Origin of the sequence: Chakrabartyella piscis (assembly GCA_030067835.1) — a bacterium.
Classification (GTDB): Bacteria; Bacillota; Clostridia; order Lachnospirales; family Anaerotignaceae; genus Chakrabartyella; species Chakrabartyella piscis.
This window is the reverse complement of record CP092441.1, coordinates 2,244,968-2,265,329: the sequence shown is the minus strand read 5'-3', so window position 1 is coordinate 2,265,329 and position 20,362 is coordinate 2,244,968. Positions and strand designations below refer to the sequence as shown.

Annotated in this window: 10 protein-coding genes and 1 other annotated feature; of the genes, 7 read left to right on the top strand and 3 right to left on the bottom strand. The window is 38.5% G+C overall.

The annotated features are described in order from the left end of the window. Nucleotides 1-7: 7 nt before the first annotated feature. The gene (gene lexA, locus MJY40_RS10160; protein ID WP_317854134.1) at nucleotides 8-619 is read right to left on the bottom strand and encodes a transcriptional repressor LexA; all 612 of its coding nucleotides are present in this window, start codon (nucleotides 617-619) and stop codon (nucleotides 8-10) included. Between the two features lie 237 nt (nucleotides 620-856). On the opposite strand from lexA, the gene yneA reads away from it, so the two are divergent. Then, a complete protein-coding gene (gene yneA, locus MJY40_RS10155) occupies nucleotides 857-1,147 on the top strand; it encodes a cell division suppressor protein YneA (protein WP_317854133.1) in 291 nt (96 codons plus the stop codon). 40 nt (nucleotides 1,148-1,187) lie between these two features. On the opposite strand, the gene MJY40_RS10150 is transcribed toward yneA, so the two are convergent. Beyond that, entirely contained in the window at nucleotides 1,188-2,477 is a 1,290-nt protein-coding gene (locus tag MJY40_RS10150) for an ATP-binding protein (RefSeq protein ID WP_317854132.1), read from the bottom strand. A 9-nt stretch (nucleotides 2,478-2,486) separates the two neighbouring features. Then, on the bottom strand, nucleotides 2,487-3,134 hold the full coding sequence (locus MJY40_RS10145) for an epoxyqueuosine reductase QueH (RefSeq protein WP_317854131.1): 648 nt from the start codon (nucleotides 3,132-3,134) through the stop codon (nucleotides 2,487-2,489). 862 nt (nucleotides 3,135-3,996) lie between these two features. On the opposite strand from MJY40_RS10145, the gene rpoB reads away from it, so the two are divergent. The 6 genes from rpoB (at nucleotide 3,997) to MJY40_RS10115 (ending at nucleotide 20,137) form a co-directional block, all read left to right on the top strand. Continuing rightward, nucleotides 3,997-7,878, top strand: coding sequence for a DNA-directed RNA polymerase subunit beta (gene rpoB, locus MJY40_RS10140; RefSeq protein ID WP_317854130.1), 3,882 nt, complete (start codon nucleotides 3,997-3,999; stop codon nucleotides 7,876-7,878). A gap of 18 nt (nucleotides 7,879-7,896) precedes the next feature. After that, entirely contained in the window at nucleotides 7,897-11,556 is a 3,660-nt protein-coding gene (rpoC, locus tag MJY40_RS10135; protein WP_317854129.1) for a DNA-directed RNA polymerase subunit beta', read from the top strand. Nucleotides 11,557-12,251: 695 nt separating this feature from the next. After that, nucleotides 12,252-15,719: a DNA polymerase III subunit alpha gene (locus tag MJY40_RS10130; protein WP_317854128.1), complete on the top strand. Its 3,468-nt coding sequence runs from the start codon at nucleotides 12,252-12,254 to the stop codon at nucleotides 15,717-15,719. 60 nt (nucleotides 15,720-15,779) lie between these two features. Beyond that, nucleotides 15,780-16,760, top strand: a complete 981-nt coding sequence (locus tag MJY40_RS10125) for an ATP-dependent 6-phosphofructokinase (RefSeq protein WP_317854127.1) — start codon at nucleotides 15,780-15,782, stop codon at nucleotides 16,758-16,760. Between the two features lie 148 nt (nucleotides 16,761-16,908). After that, entirely contained in the window at nucleotides 16,909-18,681 is a 1,773-nt protein-coding gene (gene pyk, locus MJY40_RS10120) for a pyruvate kinase (protein WP_317854126.1), read from the top strand. 149 nt (nucleotides 18,682-18,830) lie between these two features. Continuing rightward, nucleotides 18,831-19,066, top strand: a binding site (T-box leader). A gap of 51 nt (nucleotides 19,067-19,117) precedes the next feature. Beyond that, complete coding sequence (locus MJY40_RS10115; protein WP_317854125.1) at nucleotides 19,118-20,137, top strand: phenylalanine--tRNA ligase subunit alpha; 1,020 nt, start codon at nucleotides 19,118-19,120, stop codon at nucleotides 20,135-20,137. The last annotated feature ends 225 nt before the right edge of the window (nucleotides 20,138-20,362 follow it).

Here is a 20,362-nt window from a genome sequence, read left to right as displayed (position 1 = left end):
TTCCTCCTTAGAATTTTCTAAATAAGCCAGTAACTTTACCCAAAATGGTGACATCACGTACAATAATAGGGGACATGGAAGCGTTTTCTGGTTGCAAACGAATGAAACCATCTTCACGATAGAAGGTTTTTACAGTTGCAAAATCTTCAATCAAAGCCACAACAATATCGCCATTATTTGCTGTATTTTGTTGACGCACCAAAATCAAGTCTTTGTCAAAAATACCTGCTTCAATCATACTTTCGCCACGTACTTTCAACATAAACACATTGTCATTGTGTATGTAATCCACTGGAATTGGAAACGAGTCTTCAATATTTTCTACAGCCAAAATCGGCACACCAGCAGTGATGTTACCTACAATAGGAACATTGACAAATTCACGTTGGACAGAATCTGTTTGGAAATCATCCAAAATCTCAATGGCACGTGGTTTGGTAGGGTCACGTCGGATGAGCCCTTTCTTTTCCAAACGAGCCAAATGCCCATGTACAGTTGAGGTGGATTTCAAACCAACTGCTTCACAAATTTCACGAACAGAAGGTGGATACCCCTTTTCACGTACTTCTTGCTTCATATATTCCAATATCTGGGTTTGTTTGTTGGACAAATCACTCATATATTCACTCCTTTTATATAGAGAAACTAAAATTTCTTTTCATTTTGTATCAATATAATGCTCTTTTGTACAGTATAGCACAGATATTCTATGAAATCAAACCTATGTTCGTAATTTTTTAAAAAAATTATTGACAAAGAATATATGTTCTGATATTATGTGAATATAAATAAGAATAGGTGTTCGCATAAAATAAAATATATGTTCGTAAAGTGAATTGAGAAAAGGAGTGGAAATATGAGAAGCAGAAAATTAACTTATTTGATTTTAACAGTGGTTTTGACAGTTATGGTTACCATATCCTTTGGGGTTTTGGTGTTTGGTAGTGAACCTGTAATACAAACCAGAACTGTATACAAACAAGTGGAAATTTCAGTGGGGGATACCCTTTGGGATTTGGCAGAAGAATACAAATCAGCTGATGTCAAAACCGAACATATGGTTGATTCCATTATGAAAGCAAATGATATGAATTCTACGAACATAAAAGCGGGTCATTCGTTGTTGATACCCATTCAAAAAGTATAAAAAAGGATGACATATTGTGGGTATATCATCCTTTTGCTCATTATTCTGTAACGGTTCCCAATAGGTGGTCAATGAATTGTTGGGCAGCTCTACCGGATTTACCACCACGACTCATTTGCCATTTGTTGAGGGTATCCATCAACTGATCATCTTCCATTGTGATGTGATTACGGTTTGCCAAAACACGCACAATTTCTTTGAATTCTTCTGGATTTGGTTGTCTGAAGTAAATCGGTTCTCCAAAACGAGCTGAAAGAGATTGTTTTTCTTGAACAGTGTCTGTTGGATGCAAATCTTCCTTCATACCTTGGCGATCACCAAATTCTTCACGAATCAAATGACGACGATTGGAAGTTGCATAAATCAAAACATTGGCAGGTTTCTTTTCCAAGCCACCTTCAATAATGGCTTTCAAATACTTATATTCCACTTCAAATTCTTCAAAAGACAAATCATCCATATAGATAATAAATTTATAATTTCTGTTTTTTACTTGTGCAATGACATCATTCAAATATTGGAATTGGTGCTTATACACTTCAATGATACGCAAACCATCACCATAATATTGGTTGAGAATTGCTTTGATACAAGTGGATTTGCCAGTTCCAGCATCACCAAAAAGCAAGCAATTGTTGGATTTTTTACCTTTAATGAAGGCTTCAGTGTTGTCAATCAAACGTTGCTTTGGAATTTCATAACCAACCAAATCATCCAAGTGCACATGAGTGATGTTGGTGATGGGTTCAATGGTGGTTTTGTGTTGAATGTGATTCACACGAAATGCTTTGTGCAAACCAATTTGACCAACACCATATTCTTTGTAGAAATGGGTCAGTGTGTCTTTGAAAGCTGCCACATCATCTTGTGATTCCAATTCTTTGGATAAATTGCAAATGCGATCACGAATGCGAGTGTTGAACAACTTTTTGGAGCTTTTCACTGGAACATATCCATATAATAAGGAAATGGCACCGACACCCAGACGATTGCCAAGGGTTTGCAAATCATAATCGAAATATTCTTTGATAATTTGTAAATCATGTAGAGTAGCTTTGTTGATGCTACCTTCTACATTTCCAACGATTTCACAGGACTTGCTATATGTATTTTCATCTGCCACCAATAGATAGGTCAAATATGTTTTCCATAAATCACCAGAAAAACCACGAGCATCAGACACTTCCAAAATTTTATGAATGCAATCAAAAAGTAGTGGCTTCAATTCAGTTGCATCTTTGATACCCACATTCTCAATAATGAAATCCATATCTTGCAAAACAGATTGTGTGGATAAATTTTTGTATAAAATCAATTCATTGTATCGCATAATTGTCTCCTATTCATTTGGGGTAGAAAGTTGTTTGCGTGCTTCGGATTCTGCTTTGGAAAACACACAACCACAGTAATCTTGACGGTACATATCATATAGCTGCGACAGTTCACAGGAACGTCTATAGCCATTTTTTTTCTTAAAATCAGAATATAGATAAGATACACCATATTCTTTGGAAAGGGTTTCTCCAATTCCATTGAGTACACTAGCGTTTTTGTGTGGGCTAATGGAAAGTGTGGTGGTAAAGAAATCAAAATCTCCTTTTTGTGCCAATAGTGCCGCTTCTTCCAAACGCAATTGGAAGCAACGTCTGCAACGCTCACCACCTTCAGGCTCATTTTCCAAACCTTTTGCCAACGCATAAAAGCGTTCAGAATCATAAGTTCCTTCTATATAAGTAATGGGGTGTTTTTGTGGCAATTCTCCAATCAAGCGTTGCTGTTCTTGGCTACGAAATTGGAATTCTGCTTTTGGTGCAATGTTTGGATTGTAATAAAACACTGTGATTGCAAAATATTGGGATAAATATTCCAATATATAGGAAGAACATGGAGCACAACAACTGTGAAGCAATAAAGTTGGAGTGGTACCAGTGGTTTCCATTTGTTTTATGGTTTCTTCCAATTGCAAGTGGTAGTTTACTTTTGCCATGAATAGCCTTCTTTCTGTGAACGTGTCTCAAAACTTTTCTATAGTGTACCAAAAAAATGAATTTTACGAAAGTACAAATAAATTGTACATGAAAAAGTACAAAAATAATTCACAAAGTTGAGGAAAATGCTGTGGTTTGAATATGGTGTTATTTCATGAAATTTTTGTGAAAATAAATGGTTTTGTTGTTTGAATTTACTTTTGTTGCAAAATGCAATTGGAAGTGTTGCGAGAGAACATAGACGTTTGCAGATGTGAAAAATAGAAGGAAATGGTAAAAAAATGAAGCGCATATAACAAAACAGGGGTTATGACACGGGTTTTTCGAAAAACGTAAGAAATATAAAGGAAAAGCAATAAAAAAAGGCTTGACAGCCTGGATAATACTATGGTAAAATATTCTTCGCATTAAAGGAAATGAGGGCAATCACCCAAGATAAAAGTAGTATAGCATAGTAAAATGAAAAATTCAACAGTATTTTTTCAAAAGTGATAAATTTCACCAAAAAACTTCATTTTACGGCTTAGGGGATTGCCAATATATGCGTAACGATATAGAGTGTCTTTTTGTGGAAAACTTGCACAAATATTGAAATAGAATACCAAAATGTAAGAGGCTTTTGCCATGACTACTGATCAAAGGTAGCGCATGCAAAGGTCTAACTTTGTTTCTGGGATTCTGTATTTTTTTGTAAAGTGTTTGACGAAGGACTATGTTTCAGGTGGTCTTACATAAGGAAACAATGGGGATTTTGTGCTTTCTTATGTAAGGCTGCCTAAGGTGGACAACTGTCTGCTTTGAGCAGGACTCTATTTGGTAAATATGTTTTGTCGGGCGAATAGGATTACGAGAGGTGACAAGATGGACAAAAAAAGAATTCATGCACTCCGTTTTGGCGACGCAAAAAGAAAGAGCTATTCCAAAATCAATGAAGTTTTGGAAATGCCCAATCTGATTGAAGTGCAAAAAAACAGCTACCAATGGTTTTTGAAAGAAGGACTCAATGAAGTATTTGAAGACATTTCTCCAATTACAGACTTCAGTGGAAACTTGGTATTGGAATTCACGGGTTTTACTTTGGATTCTGAACCCAAATATTCCGTTGAAGAGTGTAAAGAAAGAGATGCAAATTATGGCGCTGCTTTGAAAGTAACTGCTATACTCTACAACAAAGAGATTGACTATATGAAAGAACAAGAGATTTTCATGGGTGATTTCCCAATGATGACCGACACAGGTACTTTCATCATCAATGGTGCAGAACGTGTTATCGTAAGTCAATTGGTACGTTCTCCAGGGATATACTATGCATCTGACTTTGATAAAGTAGGTAAAAAATTGCATTCTTCCACAGTGATTCCAAACAGAGGTGCTTGGTTGGAATACGAAACAGATTCCAACGATATCTTCTATGTACGTGTTGACCGTACAAGAAAAGTACCTGTAACTGTTTTGATTCGTGCTATGGGTGTTGGTTCTGATGCAGCTATTTTGGAAATGTTTGGCGATGACCCTAAAATCGTTGCTACACTTGAAAAAGACATTGCAAAAAGCTACGAAGAAGGTTTGATTGAAATTTACAAAAAATTGCGTCCAGGTGAACCACCTACAGTGGAAAGCTCCAAATCTTTGCTTGACGGTATGTTCTTTGATCCAAAGAGATACGATTTGGCAAAAGTAGGACGTTACAAATTCAATAAAAAATTGGCATTTAGAAACAGAATCCGTGGTGCAGTTTTGGCAGAATCTGTTGTAGATCCTATGACTGGTGAAGTGGTTGCAGAAGCTGGCTTGAAATTGGATATGGAAATGTGTGACATCATCCAAAACACAGGTGTTCCTTCTGTAATGATTCAAATTGAAGACGATAGAACATTGAAAGTACTCAGCAACCAAGCTGTTGATATCGATGCATATATTGAAGAATTTGGCTTGACAGGTGCTGATCTTGGCATCAAAGAAAATGTATACTATCCTTTGTTGGTTCGTATTTTGGAAGAATACCAAACAGCAGAAGAAGTTGCAGCAGCCATCAAACAAAACATCCACGAATTGTTGCCAAAACACATTACATTGGAAGATATCTTTGCTTCCATCAACTATGTATTGCATTTAGAATATGGTTTTGGTAATGTAGACGATATTGACCATTTGGGCAATAGACGTATTCGTTCTGTAGGTGAATTGTTGCAAAATCAATTCCGTATTGGTTTGTCCCGTATGGAAAGAGTTGTACGTGAACGTATGACCACACAAGACATTGCAGCAGTCACACCACAAGTGTTGATCAATGTACGTCCTGTAACAGCAGCAATCAAAGAATTCTTTGGTAGCTCTCAATTGTCTCAATTTATGGATCAAAACAATCCTTTGTCTGAATTGACACACAAACGTCGTTTGTCTGCATTGGGTCCTGGTGGTTTGTCCAGAGAACGTGCTGGTTTCGAAGTTCGTGACGTTCACCACTCTCATTATGGTAGAATGTGTCCAATTGAAACACCTGAAGGTCCTAACATCGGTTTGATCAATACATTGGCAACTTTTGCAAGAATCAACGAATATGGCTTCATTGAAGCTCCTTATAGAACAGTAGATCACAGTGGAGATAGACCTCGTGTAACAGATAACTTCATTTATGTAACTGCTGACGAAGAAGAAATCTACCATGTTGCACAAGCGAATGAACCTTTGGATGAAGAAGGTCACTTCTTGCATAAAAAAGTATCTGGTCGATTCAAAGAAGAAATCATTCAAATTGATGAAAGCCAAATCCAATTGATGGACGTTTCTCCAAAACAAATGGTATCTGTTGCGACAGCTTTGATTCCGTTCTTGGAAAATGATGATGCGAACCGTGCTCTTATGGGTTCCAACATGCAACGTCAAGCAGTACCTTTGATGGTAACAGATTCTCCAATCGTTGGGACAGGTATGGAACATAAAACAGCAAAAGACTCTGGTATCTGTGTCATTGCAGACAATGCTGGTGTTGCAGAACGTGTTTCTGCTGATGAAATTGTAATTCGTAAAGAAGATGGCGGTAGAGATCGCTACAAACTCATCAAATACCAAAGAAGTAACCAAAGTACATGCTTGAACCAAAAACCAATCATCAGTGTTGGTGATACAGTAGAAGCAGACCAAATCATTGCTGATGGTGCATCCACAGATAAAGGTGAATTGGCACTTGGTAAAAACCCTCTCATCGGTTTCATGACTTGGGAAGGTTACAACTATGAAGATGCTGTACTTTTGAGTGAAAAACTGGTACAAGAAGATGTATATACATCCATCCATATCAATGAATTTGAAGCAGACTCCAGAGATACCAAATTGGGACCTGAAGAAATCACAAGAGACATTCCAAATGTTGGTGATGATGCTTTGAAAGATTTGGATGAACGTGGTATTGTTCGTATCGGTGCAGAAGTTTTGCCAAATGATATTTTGGTTGGTAAAGTTACACCTAAGGGTGAAACAGAACTCACTGCTGAAGAAAGACTTTTGAGAGCAATCTTCGGTGAAAAAGCAAGAGAAGTGCGTGACACATCCCTTCGTGTACCTCATGGTGAAACAGGTATTATCGTTGACGTAAAAATCTTTACAAGAGAAAATGGCGATGATGTAGGTCCTGGCGTCAACCAATTGGTACGTGTATATATTGCACAAAAAAGAAAAATCTCTGTTGGGGATAAAATGGCTGGTCGACATGGTAACAAAGGGGTTGTATCCCGTGTGCTTCCTGTAGAAGATATGCCATTCTTGCCAAATGGTAGACCTTTGGATATCGTATTGAATCCTTTGGGTATTCCTTCACGTATGAATATCGGTCAGGTATTGGAAACTCACTTGTCCTTGGCTTCTAAAGCTTTGGGTTGGAAAATCAGCACTCCTGTATTTGATGGTGCATCTGAAATTGACATTATGGATACATTGGAAATGTCAAATGACTATGTCAACACAGAATGGGAAGAATTTGCTGAAAAATGGGAACCCTTGTTGCAAGGTGATGTATTTGAAGAATTGTACACAAACCGTGACCATAGAGAAGAATGGAAGGGTGTTGCTCTTTCCAGAGATGGTAAAGTATCCTTGCGTGATGGTAGAAGCGGTGATTTCTTCGATAATAGAGTTACAATCGGCTTCATGCATTACTTGAAACTTCACCATTTGGTTGATGATAAAATCCATGCCAGATCCACTGGTCCTTACTCCTTGGTTACACAACAACCTCTTGGTGGTAAAGCGCAATTTGGTGGACAACGTTTCGGTGAAATGGAAGTTTGGGCTTTGGAAGCATATGGCGCAGCTTACACATTGCAAGAAATCTTGACAGTGAAATCCGATGATATCGTTGGACGTGTAAAAACATATGAAGCAATTGTCAAAGGTGAAAATATTCCTGAACCTGGTGTGCCTGAATCCTTCAAAGTATTGCTCAAAGAATTGCAATCCTTAGGTTTGGATATTCGTGTCCTTCGTGAAGACCAAACAGAAGTAGAAATCAGAGAATCCATTGATGATAGCGATGATTTCAATGTAAACTTCGATGTTAAGGATTTGGAACGTGATGCTTACCGTGCCAAAGAATCACCAGAAGAAGAATTGGTTGGTTTCCTTTTTGATGGAGATGAAACAAAAGATGCAGCAGAATCTGCAGAAGAAGAATTGATGAGTGCAGTTTCCTTTGCAGATAATGATTTCAGCGATTTCTCTGACGAAGAATACGAAGACGAAGAATAATAAGGAGGGAACAATACCATGAATACACAAAATGCAGAACAAGGAATTGTGTTTGATTCCATTAAAATTGGTTTGGCATCTCCAGAAAAAATCCGTGACTGGTCAAGAGGGGAAGTCAGAAAACCCGAAACAATCAACTACAGAACATTGAAACCTGAAAAAGACGGTTTGTTCTGTGAAAAAATATTTGGACCTACAAAAGACTGGGAATGTCACTGTGGTAAATACAAAAGAATCCGTTTCAAAGGTGTAATTTGTGACCGTTGTGGCGTTGAAGTCACCAAAGCAAAAGTAAGACGTGAAAGAATGGGACATGTGGAATTGGCTGCTCCTGTTTCTCACATTTGGTACTTCAAAGGAATCCCTTCCAGAATGGGTTTGATTTTGGCAATGAGCCCAAGATCTTTGGAAAAAATCTTGTATTTCGCTTCTTATGTTGTATTGGACAAAAAAGATACAGACTTGCAATACAAACAACTCCTCAGCGAAAGAGAATATAGAGAAGCTTATGACAAATATGGCAGCAATGGTTTCGTTGCAGCTATGGGTGCAGAAGCAGTCAAACAACTTTTGGCAGATATCGATTTGGAAAAAGAATCTGTTGAGTTGAAAGCAGCTTTGGTGGACGCTACAGGTCAAAAACGTGTACGTATCATCAAAAAATTGGAAGTTATTGAAAGCTTCCGTGTTTCTGGCAACAAACCAGAATGGATGATTTTGGATGCAATTCCAGTCATTCCACCAGATATCCGTCCAATGGTACAATTGGATGGTGGACGTTTTGCTACAAGTGATTTGAATGACTTGTACAGACGTGTTATTAATAGAAATAACCGTTTGAAACGTTTGCTTGACTTGGGTGCACCTGATATCATCGTTCGTAATGAAAAAAGAATGCTCCAAGAAGCTGTAGATGCTTTGATTGACAATGGTAGACGTGGTAGACCTGTAACAGGTCCTGGTAACCGTGCTTTGAAATCTTTGTCCGATATGCTCAAAGGGAAACAAGGTCGTTTCCGTCAAAATCTTTTGGGTAAACGTGTTGACTATTCTGGACGTTCTGTTATCGTTGTTGGACCAGAACTTAAGATTTATCAATGTGGTTTGCCAAAAGAAATGGCAATTGAATTGTTCAAACCATTTGTAATGAAAAAATTGGTGGAAGATGATTTGGCACACAACATCAAATCCGCTAAGAGAATGGTAGAACGTTTGCAACCAGAAGTTTGGGATATTCTTGAAGAAGTCATTAGAGAGCATCCTGTTATGTTGAATAGAGCACCAACACTTCATAGATTGGGTATCCAAGCATTTGAACCAATCCTTGTAGAAGGTCGTGCTATCAAATTGCATCCATTGGTTTGTACAGCTTACAACGCTGACTTCGATGGTGACCAAATGGCGGTTCACGTTCCTTTGTCTGTGGAAGCACAAGCAGAATGTAGATTCCTCTTGTTGGCTCCAAACAACTTGCTCAAACCTTCTGATGGTGCACCTGTAACAGTACCTTCTCAGGATATGATTTTGGGTATGTACTACTTGACATTGGAAAGAGAAGACCTCAATGCAGTTTACGAAGAAGATTTGTTGGATGCAGAAGGCAATGTTATCAAAGCAAAAGGCGACTTGGTCATCAAAGTGTTTAAAGATGAAAAAGAAGCTATGCTTGCTTATGACAATAAAGCAATTGCACTCCACGAAGTCATCAAAGTAAAACGATTCATGACATTTGACGGTGTGGAACAATCTGCTTTGGTGCGTACAACTGTAGGTCGTGTACTCTTCAATGAAGCAGTACCTCAAAACTTGGGCTATGTTGACCGTGAAGATCCGGAAGATCGTTTCAACTATGAAATTGCATTCTTGGTAGACAAAAAAGCAATTGGTAAAATCATCAACAGATGTATCAATAGATGTGGTTCCACGGAAACTGCTGCTGTTTTGGATAAAATCAAAGTTTTGGGTTACAAATTCTCTACAAGAGCAGCTTTGACTGTTTCTGTATCCGATATGGAAATTCCAAAGGAAAAACCAGAATACTTGGCAGAAGCAGAAGACAAAGTGGAAATCATCACAAGAAAATTCAGACGTGGTTTGATGACAGACGAAGAACGTCATAACAAAGTTATCGAAGCATGGAACATTGCAAATGATAAGATTACAGTTGCTTTGCTTGCTGGTTTGGGTAAATACAACAACATCTATATGATGGCAAACTCTGGTGCCCGTGGTTCCAACAGCCAGATCAAACAATTGGCTGGTATGCGTGGTTTGATGGCGAATCCATCTGGTGGTATCATCGAGTTGCCAATCAAGGCTAACTTCCGTGAAGGTCTTTCTGTATTGGAATACTTCATTTCTGCCCATGGTGCTCGTAAAGGTTTGACCGATACAGCTCTTAGAACAGCCGATTCCGGTTACTTGACACGTCGTTTGGTTGACGTTTCTCAAGATATCATCATCCGTGAATGGGATTGTTGTGGCGAAACATCTGGCAAAGAACCTGCTGGTCTTTGGGTATCTGCTTTCATGGATGGCAACGAAGTCATCGAAGCATTGCAAGATAGAATCCGTGGTAGATGGTCTGTTTTGGACATCATCCATCCGGAAACAGGTGAAATTATTGTTCCTGCTGACACAATGATTTCATTTGATCAATCTGAACAAGTAGAAAAAGCTGGCATCAAAAAAGTTTTGATTCGTACCGTTTTGACATGTCGTTCTACAGTGGGTATTTGTGCAAAATGTTATGGTGCAAATATGGCAAGTGGTCGTTATGTACGTATTGGGGAATCTGTTGGTATTATTGCAGCACAATCCATCGGTGAACCTGGTACACAATTGACAATGCGTACTTTCCATACTGGCGGTATTGCCGGCGATGACATCACACAAGGTCTTCCTCGTGTTGAGGAACTTTTTGAAGCAAGAAAGCCAAAAGGTCTTGCAATCATTGCAGAATTTGGCGGTACAATCGCACTCAGCGATACTAAGAAAAAACGTGAAGTCATCATCACAAATCCTGAAACAGGTGAAGTGAAAGACTATCTTATTCCTTATGGTTCCAGAATCAAAGTATATGACGGTGACGTTGTAGAAGCTGGTGATGAAATCACTGAAGGTAGCGTAAACCCTCATGATATCTTGAAAATCAAAGGTTTGCGTGGTGTACAAGATTATATCATCCAAGAAGTGCAACGAGTTTACCGTTTGCAAGGGGTAGAAATCAACGATAAACATATTGAAGTAATTGTACGTCAAATGTTGAAACGTGTGAAAATTGAAGAAAACGGTGATACCGAATTCTTGCCTGGTAGCTTGATTGACTGGTTGACATATGAAGATACAAATGCAGAATTGGAAGCAGAAGGCAAAGAACCTGCAAAAGGCTCCAGAGTTCTTTTGGGTATTACAAAAGCGTCTTTGGCAACAGATTCCTTCTTGTCAGCTGCATCCTTCCAAGAAACCACAAGAGTTTTGACAGAAGCTGCAATCAAAGGCAAAATCGATCCATTGATTGGCCTGAAAGAAAATGTAATCATTGGTAAATTGATTCCTGCTGGTACTGGTATGCATAGATACCGTAACGTAGAAGTTGTCCAAGAAGGTCATGAAAATGAACCTATGTTGATTGATGACGATACTGTGTTTAGCATGGATGAAGACGATATGATCTAAGAAATAACCATAAGAGAGTGGGGATATGATATCCCTGCTCTTTTTGCTTTTATATGGAAGTAAAATAAGAAAAATAGGATCATTTATATAATGTGTAGTTGCTGAGCGATGAGGGCATCGCTCCCTACAAAAATCAAAACCTAAAATACATTACACTTGTAGGGGCGATTCACGAATCGACCGCAAAACCAAGGATTCTTCGTCGCTACGAAACTCTCCTCAGAATGACAGTACGTTGGCGTATACTTCTGTAGGGGATGGCGTCCCCGACATCCCTTCATGAATTGCCACAAATCATCAATTTGTAATTGTAACAACGGGTGACGAAACGTCACCCCTACAAAACAAACGTTACTACAGATTATAAGCATAATATGTAGCATGACCAATCATACGCACATATCTTTATGTTGGTTGTTACCTATTCAATGGACTGTCTTTTCATGCATACGAATAGTTCGCATGTGAAATGTTGTCGGTTTTACTGAAATTCAATGATAATTTAACATAATTTTGGTAGATAGAATTTTCTTTGGGCACAACGTATAGAAATTGAGAAAGTTTGATAGTATCTTTTCATGTCCCACATGGACAAAAATGTCTTTTATGCCTTCACAAGGGTTTGAAAATGTATTATAATAAAATTGGATAAATGTGATAAAAGCGTTTGTTTTCAATATATAGGAGGTGGTAAAATGGAAGGCTTTGTTGAAATTACAGATATAACAGAATTTGTGCATTTACATGTGCATACAGAGTATAGCTTGCTGGATGGTTCTGCAAAAATCAAAGAGTTGACCCAAAGGGCATTGGACTTGGGGATGAAAAGTCTTGCCATAACAGACCACGGTTCCATGTTTGGTGCAATTGAGTTTTACAAGACTGCGAAAAGCATTGGATTGAAACCTATTATTGGATGTGAAGTCTATGTTGCAAACAATTCACGTTTCGATAAAGATGCCAAAACAGGCGGTTATACCCATTTAATTTTATTGGCAGAAACAAACGAAGGGTATGAAAACTTAATCAAGTTGGTATCCTTTGGTTATACAGAAGGTTTTTACTACAAACCACGTGTGGACAAAGAATTGTTGCGACAATATAGCAAAGGTTTGATTTGTTGTAGTGCTTGTTTGGCAGGAGCAGTTCCAAGAACCATTATGAATGTATCCTATGAACAGGCAAAAGAAGTGGCTTTGGAATATTTGGATATTTTTGGAGAAGGAAACTTTTTCCTAGAGCTCCAAGACCATGGTATGCGTGAACAAAAACAAGTAAATTTGGCACTCATTCAAATGAGCAAAGAAACAGGAATACCGTTGATTGCTTCTAATGATAGCCATTATACCTACAAAGAAGATGTGGAACCACATGATATCTTGCTTTGTATCCAAACAGGTAAAACGGTTTTAGATGAAGATCGTATGCGTTACGAAGGTGGACAATTCTATTTGAAAAGTCCAGAAGAAATGGCAGAGTTGTTTCCAGAAGTGCCAGAAGCATTGGAAAACACTGTTAAAATTGCAGAACGTTGTAATGTGGAATTTGCTTTCCATGAATTGAAATTGCCACAATTTGATGTACCAGATGGCAAAAGTGCAGAAGCTTATTTGCGTGAAGTTTGCCAAAATGGCTTTGATTTAAAATATCCAAATCCAACCAAAGAAATGCAAAATAGATTGGAATACGAACTGACTACCATTGAAAATATGGGATATGTGGATTATTTCCTCATTGTTTGGGATTTCATCAAATATGCAAAGGACAATGACATCAGTGTGGGGCCTGGTCGTGGTTCCGCAGCAGGAAGTATGGTTTCCTATTGTTTGTCCATCACAACCATTGATCCATTGCAATATGACTTGATTTTTGAACGATTCTTAAATCCAGAACGTGTCAGCATGCCAGATATTGATATTGATTTCTGCTATGAACGCAGACAAGAAGTCATCGATTATGTCATCGAAAAATATGGTGAAGACCATGTGGCACAGATCATTACATTTGGAACTTTGGCAGCTAGAGCAGCCATTAAGGATGTAGGACGTGCTTTGGCAATGCCATATGCAGATGTAGACAGAATTTCCAAGATGATTCCAACAGAGCTTGGTATCACCATCAAAAAAGCATTGCAAATCAATTCAGATTTGAAAAAAGCATATGACAACGAAGAAGATACCCATAAATTATTGGATACTTCTCTTAGGTTGGAAGGTTTGCCTAGACATTCTTCAACCCATGCAGCTGGGGTTGTCATTTGTAAAAAACCAGTTATGGATTATGTACCACTCAGTGCCAATGATGGTCAGGTGAATACACAATATACCATGACGATTTTGGAAGAACTGGGCATCCTAAAAATGGATTTCTTGGGGCTTAGAACCCTAACGGTGATCCAAAATGCAGTGAAAGAAGCAGAGCGTATTCATGGCATAGCCATTGATATAGATACAATTCCTATGGATGATGAAGCTGTGTATCAATTCATTGGACAAGGAAAAACAGAAGGTATTTTCCAATTGGAAAGTGCTGGTATGAAACAATTTATGAAGGAATTGCAACCAAAGCGTTTGGAAGATTTGATTGCAGGGATTTCCTTATACAGACCAGGTCCAATGGACTTTATCCCGAAGTATGTTAAGGGCAAAAACAATCCAGAACACATCCAATATACACATGAAAGCCTGGTGCCAATTTTGGAAAATACCTATGGTTGTATTGTGTACCAAGAACAAGTTATGCAAATTGTGCGTGATTTGGCTGGATATAGCTTGGGACGAAGCGATTTGGTGCGTCGAGCTATGAGTAAGAAAAAAGCTGATGTTATGGCGATGGAAAGAGAAAAATTTGTCCATGGCGATGGCGAAGAAGTGGCAGGTTGTGTTGCCAATGGTGTTCCAGCAGAAGCAGCAGAAAAAATATTCGATGAAATGACAGATTTCGCAAAGTATGCCTTCAACAAAAGTCATGCTGCATGTTATGCTGTGGTTGGATACCAAACTGCTTGGTTGAAGGTGCATTATCCAGTGGAATTTATGGCAGCCCTTATGACCAGTGTTATGGATAACTCTGCTAAGGTTTCTGGATATGTGGAAGAATGCAAAAAAATGGGAATTACCTTATTGCCACCAGATATCAATGAAGGGTTTGGACATTTCTCGGTGACAGGTGATAAAATTCGTTTTGGACTTGCTGCCATCAAAAATGTAGGTCGCAATGCAGTTCTTGCCTTGGTAGCAGAACGCAAAAAAAATGGTTTGTTTACATCCATGACAGATTTCTGCAATCGTTTGGAATCTGGGGATTTGAATAAAAGAAGTATCGAAAGTTTGATCAAGGCAGGTGCCATAGATTCACTTGGTGGTGCCAGAAGCCAATATATGGTCATGTACAAAAGTATTTTGGATGGAATTGCCCAAGGTAGGAAACATAATATAGTAGGGCAAATGAATCTGTTTGATATGGGTGATGATAGTTTTGAGGAAAAAGACGAATTGCCTAACATTCCAGAATACATTCCATGGGACAAACTTGCCATGGAAAAAGAAGTTTTGGGTATTTATGTCAGTGGACATCCACTTTCAGAATACGAAACAAAGCTGAGACGTAAAATCAGTCACAAAAGCTTGGATTTCCTTCCATCAGAAGAAGGAGATGCAAGGGAACAAGTGGCAGATGAAACTAAGGTTATTGTTGGGGGCATCGTAGCCGGTGTCAACATCAAATATACAAGAAACAACGATAAGATGGCGTTTATTTCCTTGGAAGATTTTGGAGGTAGCATGGAAATTGTAGTATTCCCTAAGGTATATCAACAATTTGCACATCTTATGGAGGCGGAAAAGGTGTTGCTCATCAAAGGGCGTGCCAATGTTTCTGCTGATGGTGAAGGAAAAGTCATTGCAATGGGTATAGAAGAAATTCTGTTGGGTGAAGACTTACCAGAATCGGTGTGGTTGAAAAATACCACAGAAAATGAATTGCCAATGGGACAAATTATATCTTTGTTGATGCAGCACAAGGGCAGTGTACCGGTGTATATTTATCAAGAAAGAACCAAACAAAAGATGAAGGCAGAACAAAAATATTGGATCAACGGTTCCAAAGAAGCAATTGCAGATTTGCAACTATTATTTGGGGAAACTAATGTTGTAATCAAATGAGAATGGATTTTTATTTGCACAAAAGTAAAAAGGTATGTGAATCAAATGGAGGTATTGAATATGGAAGCAAAAAAAATAAAAAAAATCGGTGTTTTGACAAGTGGTGGCGATGCACCTGGTATGAATGCAGCTTTGCGTGCAGTGGTTAGAACTGCTTTGTCACATGATGTACAAGTGGTTGGTATCCGTAAAGGTTACAATGGCTTGATTGCTGGTGAAATTGTAGATTTGAAAAGCAAAGATGTGTCCAACATTTTGAGCTCTGGTGGTACAATCTTGCATACAGCACGTTGTTTGGAAATGATGGAAGAAGCTGGTCAAAAGAAAGCAGCAAACGTAGCAAAAGTATTGGGATTGGATGCACTTGTTGTTATCGGTGGTGATGGTTCCTATAGAGGTATGCAAAAATTGTCTGCTCTTGGCATCAACTGTTTCGGTATTCCTGCAACCATTGACTTGGATATGCAAAGTTCTGAATACACACTTGGTTTCGATACAGCAGTCAACACAGGTATGGATGCACTCAACAAATTGCGTGACACTTCCAATTCCCATGAACGTTGTGGCGTTGTAGAAGTAATGGGTAGAGATGCTGGTTACATTGCTTTGTGGTGTGCAATGTGTGGTGGTGCAGAAGACGTTATGTTCCCAGAAGCAAAAGAAGAGTTGGACACAAAACAAATCATCCAACAAATCTTGAAAAACAGAAGCACTGGCAAACGTCTCAACTTGATTGTGGTTGCTGAGGGTGTTGGTGGAACACAAAAACTGGCAGAAGAAATTCAAGAAATCACAGGTATCCAATCCAGAGCAACAATCTTGGGTCACTTGCAAAGAGGCGGTAGCCCAACAGCAATCGACCGTATGCATGGCTCTATGATGGGGTATCATGTAGTAGAAGGTATTATGCGTGGTGAAACAAACAAAGTAGTTGGTTTTAACGGTGGTAAATATGAACTCATTGATTTGGATGAATCCTTTGAAATGGAAAAACCTTTGGATCAAGCAGTTTATCACGTAATCAAAACTTTGTCTATCTAATCAATCATGTAATAGTTGAATAATGTATATACGCAGATTTATGGGGATGTTTTGGGTGGCAGTGCTGGCAGATTGCAGCAATTGCTTTTTCGATACGCTGTGTATGTACATAGATATATACAAATTAGACCTTTAAAGGAGGAAAAAAATGCGTAGAACGAAAATTGTTTGTACACTTGGTCCAGCAACAGATTCTGTAGAAATTATGAAACAACTCATCCAAAATGGTTTGGATGCAGCACGTGTCAATTTTTCCCATGGTACTTATGAATCCCATGGTGCAATGATTGCAAAATTGAAACAAGCACGTGAAGAGTTGGGTGCACCAATTCCATTGCTTTTGGATACAAAAGGCCCAGAAATTCGTATCAAAACATTTGTAGATGATAAAATCATGTTGGAAAGTGGAGATAAATTCACTTTGACAACAGATGATATTGAAGGTACACAAGAAAGGGTATCTGTCACATATATGGATTTGCCAAAAGATTTGTCTGTTGGTTCCAGAGTTTTGATTGACGATGGTTTGATTGAACTTTGTGTAGAATCCATCAAAGGCAATGATGTCAACTGTGTGGTTGTCAATGGTGGTAAAGTGGGATCCAGAAAAGGCGTAAACCTTCCTGGTATCAAAGTAAACTTGCCATCTCTTACAGAAAAAGATATCGAAGATTTGAAATTTGGTATTGTTAATGGTTTTGATGTGGTTGCTGCTTCCTTCATTCGTACACCATCTGATGTAACACAAATCAGAAAAGTATTGGAAGAAAACGGTGGCGAAAACATCCATATCATTGCAAAAATCGAAAATCAAGAAGGTGTGGATCGTATCGACGAAATCTTGGAAGTTTCCGATGGTATTATGGTTGCTCGTGGTGACTTGGGTGTGGAAATTCCACCAGAAGAAGTTCCATTGGTGCAAAAAGCACTTATTTTGAAAGCAAACCAACACAACAAACCAGTTATCACTGCAACACAAATGTTGGAAAGTATGGTCAATAGCCCAAGACCAACAAGAGCAGAAGCAAATGACGTTGCAAATGCAATCTTCGATGGTAGCGATGCAATTATGCTTTCTGGTGAAACAGCTGCTGGTAACTATCCTTTGGATGCAGTTGCAACTATGGCTCGCATTGCAGAAAGAGCAGAAAGTAGCATCAACTACAGCAAAAACTTGACCAGACAACCAGAAGGTGCAAGAACAAACATCACAAATGCAATTAGCTTTGCAACTTGTACAACAGCTGCAGAACTCAATACAACTGCAATTTGTACCATCACAAAAACTGGTTTCACAGCAAAAATGATTGCTAAACATAGACCAATTTGTCCTATTGTTGCAGGTACAATGACAGAACAAACTTGGAGACAACTCAATCTTGTTTGGGGTTGCAAACCAATGTTGGTAACAAAAAAACCAAAACAAGGAAAAGTATTTGAATTGGTTAAAGAAGTTGCTGTGGAAAGTGGGCTTGTGAAAAATGGAGATACCATTGCGTTGACAATGGGTATGCCTCTTGGTGTCAGTGGTTCCACAAACACATTGCGTGTAGAAATCGTTGGCGATGTACTTTGCAAAGGCGTTGGTATTGGCAACAAAAAAATCAGCGGTCAAGCAAGAGTTATCAAAATTAGAGAAGATTTGCAAAGAAACTTCAACAAAGGTGATATCTTGGTTGCAAGTGCAACAGACAATGATTTCATGCCATACTTGCAAAAAGCTGGTGGTGTAATCATTGGACCTATGGGTCACGATATTGATTGTCACGCAGAAATCGTTGCAAGAGCTTTGAATATTCCTGTGATTATTTGTAACTCCAAAGTGACAGATTTCATTCCAAATGATACTTTGATTACATTGGACACATCCAATGGCTTTGTATATGCTGGCAAACCAGACGAAGATGCAGGCGTAGAATAATAGAATAATTGTAGACAGAAGAAGTGGTCAATTTGGCTATTTCTTCTGTTTTTTTAATGTTTTGGTAAAATACAAGAACAAATGTGTAAAACATAAGGAAAACACCTTGACTTTTTGATATCCTGTGATAAAATTACTTTGATATAGTAGAAATGGCTATGAAAGTGAAAAGTAGGCAAATGGAAGATGACAGAGAGAAAACGTCACTGGCTGGAAGCGTTTTTGATACAGAAACTTGCTGAAGTTCCCACTGGAGCTGATTCCTTGAACAAATGGCATTGCCAAAGTAGGGGGATTCGTTAAAATGCACGTTACGCATAAAGAGTGTCTATATACCATTGGTGTATAGGAATTTGGGTGGTACCACGGAGTCTTCGTCCCTATGTTTGGGATAGAGGGCTATTTTTTTTTGAAAAATGGAGAGGAGTTAGTAAACATGAAGGATCAATTGAAAGTAATTCACGATAAAGCAATTGCCGCTTTCAATGAAGCAAAAGACATCAAAGATATTGAGGATTTGAAAGTCAGTGTACTTGGTAAAAAAGGTGAATTGACAGCAATTCTCAAAGGTATGGGTAAACTCACAGCAGAAGAACGTCCTATCATTGGACAATTGGCAAATGAAGTACGCCAAGATATCGAAGCAAAATTGGAAGAAGCAAAAGCACGTTTGCAAGCGGCAGAAATTGCAATTCGACTAGAAGCAGAAAAAATCGACGTAACTATGCCAGGGAAAGCAAGACCAGAAGGTCATAAACACCCTATGAGCATTGTAATTGATGAAATTTCTGATATTTTCATGGGTATGGGATATGAAATTGCAGAAGGACCAGAAGTAGAAAAAGATTACTATAACTTTGAAGCTTTGAACATTCCAGCAAACCATCCTGCAAAAGATGAACAAGATACCTTCTATATCAATGCAGATATCTTGCTTAGAACACAAACATCACCAGTACAAGTGCGTGTGATGGAAAAAGGTGAATTGCCAATTCGTATCATTGCACCAGGTGCTGTATATCGTGCTGATGAAGTGGATGCAACACATTCACCTGTATTCCACCAATTGGAAGGTCTTGTAATCGATAAAAACGTAACCATGGGTGATCTCAAAGGTGCTTTGGCAGTATTTGCAAAAGAATTGTTTGGCGAAAATACAAAAGTGCGTTTCAGACCACATCATTTCCCATTCACAGAACCAAGTGCTGAAATGGACGTAACTTGTTTTGCATGTGGTGGCGAAGGCTGTCGTGTGTGTAAAGGTGAAGGCTACATTGAATTGTTGGGTTGTGGTATGGTACATCCTAAAGTATTGAAAATGAGCGGTATCGATCCTGAAGAATACAGTGGTTTTGCATTTGGTATGGGTCTCGAACGTGTGGCAATGCAACGTTATGGCATCACAGACTTGCGTTTGTTATTTGAAAACGACGTAAAATTCTTGAAACAATTCTAAGGTCAAGACCGTGGGACGCTGTCCCACCACCCTGCAAGGGGATAATCCCCTTGACCCTATAATTTTAAGTATTATAATGGGTGGCAAAAATTAGAATATACAAGCAAGAATATATCGAAATATAAAACCAGCGGTCAATGCATTGAACGCAAAGAATAAAGTTTTACTTAATTTTTTTCAAAAATTACAGAGTTTGAGACAGGGTCTCAAGGTCTTATGGTTTAT

Excerpts from the sequence above, each read along its gene's own strand:
- MJY40_RS10115 (WP_317854125.1), top strand. The coding sequence starts at position 19,118 with ATGAAGGATCAATTGAAAGTAATTCACGATAAAGCAATTGCCGCTTTC.
- rpoB (WP_317854130.1), top strand. The coding sequence starts at position 3,997 with ATGGACAAAAAAAGAATTCATGCACTCCGTTTTGGCGACGCAAAAAGA.
- MJY40_RS10125 (WP_317854127.1), top strand. The coding sequence starts at position 15,780 with ATGGAAGCAAAAAAAATAAAAAAAATCGGTGTTTTGACAAGTGGTGGC.
- MJY40_RS10145 (WP_317854131.1), bottom strand. The coding sequence starts at position 3,134 with ATGGCAAAAGTAAACTACCACTTGCAATTGGAAGAAACCATAAAACAA.
- MJY40_RS10150 (WP_317854132.1), bottom strand. The coding sequence starts at position 2,477 with ATGCGATACAATGAATTGATTTTATACAAAAATTTATCCACACAATCT.
- lexA (WP_317854134.1), bottom strand. The coding sequence starts at position 619 with ATGAGTGATTTGTCCAACAAACAAACCCAGATATTGGAATATATGAAG.
- pyk (WP_317854126.1), top strand. The coding sequence starts at position 16,909 with ATGCGTAGAACGAAAATTGTTTGTACACTTGGTCCAGCAACAGATTCT.
- rpoC (WP_317854129.1), top strand. The coding sequence starts at position 7,897 with ATGAATACACAAAATGCAGAACAAGGAATTGTGTTTGATTCCATTAAA.
- MJY40_RS10130 (WP_317854128.1), top strand. The coding sequence starts at position 12,252 with ATGGAAGGCTTTGTTGAAATTACAGATATAACAGAATTTGTGCATTTA.
- yneA (WP_317854133.1), top strand. The coding sequence starts at position 857 with ATGAGAAGCAGAAAATTAACTTATTTGATTTTAACAGTGGTTTTGACA.